General features: G+C 32.6%; 1 protein-coding gene. It reads right to left on the bottom strand.

Annotated features, from left to right (window positions below; translation table 11 throughout):
* Positions 1 to 3,283, bottom strand: a 3,283-nt coding sequence (locus tag GSY74_RS07650) for a condensation domain-containing protein (RefSeq protein ID WP_164664510.1), incomplete at its 3' end; no start/stop codon positions are given.
* Positions 3,284 to 3,310: the final 27 nt, after the last annotated feature.

Below are 3,310 nucleotides of genomic sequence, written 5' to 3'. Positions count from 1 at the left end.
CCAAAAATTCTAACTCACCATTGGATAACTCTTTTGCCAAATCTCCTGTTTTATAGACCCTGCCTAGATTTGGAATATCTATAAAGCTTTGAGAAGTTAATGATAAATTATTAATATACCCTTTGGCTACACCCTCACCTGCTATAGCTATCTCTCCTACTGCACCTTTGGGTAGTATATTATCAAACTTATCTAGGATATATACTTTGCTATTTGTAATAGGTCTTCCTATAGATACAGAACTTTTGTCAAAGTCATCTTTTTTGACTTCATAAATCGTTGTTATATCTGTGGCTTCTGTTGGTCCATAGATATTAAATATCTTGATATTTGAGTGTAAATAATAGTCTTGTAATAGAGATAAATCCAAAGCCTCACCACCTAAAGCTAGATATTTTAATGATTTTAGTCGTTTATACTCTCTATCACTTACATCTAATAATGCAGAAAATGCACTAGGTACACAGTTGATAAGTGTTATTTTATTTTTCTCAATCACATTAAGCAGATAAAACGGGTCAAATTGCTCTTTGGATATGATTAATTCTCCTCCAGTGATAAGTGGGGCTAATATATTTTTGATAGACGCATCAAAAGAGGTTGGTATCATCAAGAGTGCTTTTGTCTTTTTGTCTATATCAAAATCATCAATATACCAATGCAGTAAATTAAGTAAAGAGCGTTGGCTTACTTCCACACCTTTGGGATTACCTGTTGTTCCTGATGTGTAGATGATATAAGCTGTTGCATTTATATCACTCTTTTTAGAGATACTTTTCTTAGAATATTTACCTGATTTATCTATATCATCACTCTTTAACAACACTTTTATATTAGCATCTTGAAGTATATACTCTATCTTATCTTGTGGCATAGAGAGATTGATAGGGACAAAACAAGCACCTAGTTTTAATATAGCCAATATCGCTATTACACTAGACTCTCTATCTAGCAACAAAGCAACTCTATCACCCTTTTGAATATCAAAATTATCTTCCAAATAGTGTGATAGGGCATTAGACTTTTTATCTAACTCTTTATAGCTATTCTGATTTTTATCATAAGTTAGAGCTATATTTTTGGCTCTTTTATCTACTTGTCTATCAAATAGGCTCATAATAGAATGCTCTTTAAGTGTTTTGCTTCTAAATGATTTTTGCGTCTTTTTGGGATTTAAATACTCTAACTCTTTTATCTTTTGAGATGGATTTTTGAGTAGTGTAGTCATAAGCCTATCTATATTCTCCAAAAATCCTTGCATACTCTCTTTTGCAAATAAATCTGTATTATAATTGAGGTTGAGATACAAGCCCTCATTAGAAGAGACAAAATTAAAACTCATATCAAATTGAGACATATTAAAGTCAAATTCAAAAGGTCTAATCTCTGATTTGCCAAGCTTCAATGCTTGACCATCATCACCATTGAGCGAGATAGTATAATCAAAAAGAGGTGAACGAGATAAATCTCTCTCTATATTCAACGCTTCTAAAAGCTTCTCAAAAGGATAGTTTTGATGCGTATTTGCTTCTAGTAGAGACTCTTTTACCTGATTGATAAGCATCACAAAATCACTCTCAAAATCTACACTATTTCGCAATATCAGAGTATTGGCATAAAAGCCTATCTGATTTTCTAGTTCTATACTCTCTCTGCCTGATACAGGATAGCCCAATACTATATCGCTCTGCATCGTATATCTTGCCAATATCGCTTTGATAGATGAGACCAAAAACATAAATAGCGTCACACTATATTCTCTACTAAATTTCTCTATATTCTCTACTTCTGAAGTCAAATCCAAAGTAATCGTATTACCATTAAACGACTGTTCTTTAAATCTAGGATAATCAGTCGGAAAGGCTAAAGGCTCTATCTTTGGACTCAATCTATCATACCAATACTCTCTATCTTCACTCTCTTGGGTATATTGTGTCTCTTGCCAAAAAGAGAAGTCTTTATATTGTAAAGATAAATCTTCTAAATCTTGATTATTATAAAGTGCTGTTATCTCTTTGGTAATCACACCCATTGACCAACCATCACTTATGATATGGTTCATATTGAAATAAATAACAAATTTATCTTTTTTGAGCTTATATATTTTGACTCTAAATAGAGGTAGTTCTGATAAATTAAAGACGATATTACTATCTCTCTCTATATCAGCGACAATCTCTTCTTTATTGACTTTTTGAACACTTATCTCTATATCCAAACGGCTCTGTATCTCTTGGACTGGCTTATTATCTATAGTGACTATTTTTGTCCTTAATATCTCATGCCTTTGTGTAATCATATCAAATACTGATGATAACTTTTTTACATCAAGTCTGCCTAGAACTTCTATAGCAACAGGCATACTATACGCCACACCTCCACCCATTTGGTCTATCAGCCACACTCTTTTTTGCATCACAGAGAGTGGATAGTGCCTCATATTTGGAGCTTTCTTAATCTCTTTATCACTTCTCTTTTCTACATCTAATAGCTTTTCTAGTGAAGCTATCGTAGGATTATCAAATATATCTTTGAGAGTAAGAGATATTTTAAATGTCTGATAAACCCTAGATAGCACTCTCGTAGCCAAAAGACTATGTCCTCCTAGATTAAAGAAATTATCATTGATACCTATAGATTTTATATTTAGAAGTTCTTGATAGATAGAAGCTAATTTTTTCTGATTTTCGTTCTTGGGTGCGATATACTCTTGTGATATATCTGTATCAGATGCCATTAGTTCCACTCTATCACTACCTTTATGATGAAGTAAAGGCTCATAAAATTTCTTGTGAACAATGCTATCTATATCTTCTTTTGGCAAAGTCTCTAATAGATTAAACTGAAAATCATTAAATGTCTTTTGCTCTTCTTCTACACTTTCAATAACAATTATTTTATCTTCTTGAGTAGTCTCATTTTTGAGTGTCGTAATCCCTTTATCAAAATAAAAATCTACAAAACTATCCACGATAGGTAAATCATCTACGCTCATCTGATATAGACATTCACTCTTAAGATTAAAGCTACTATTCTCTATAAAGTCAAGAGCTGGTCTATTTTTGGCTGTGGGAACAAAAGGCATCTCTACTCTAGCTATACTATTCTCTTGTGCATATCGTTTGAGTCCTGCTAAGATACTCTTCTCTACTCCACGACCCAAAACCCGACAACTCATCAAAAATGTATCTATTATCATCACTTCATCTACAACAGAAGTAATCACAACACCCACCAAACCATAAGAACCAAATTTATCTTCAACGCTAATCGTCCAACACACATCTTTATTTGAAATAAGACTTTTTAT

The organism is Sulfurovum sp. bin170, from assembly GCF_010892395.1.
Lineage (GTDB): Bacteria > Campylobacterota > Campylobacteria > Campylobacterales > Sulfurovaceae > UBA1140.
This window is presented reverse-complemented; position numbering and strand designations above follow the sequence as displayed.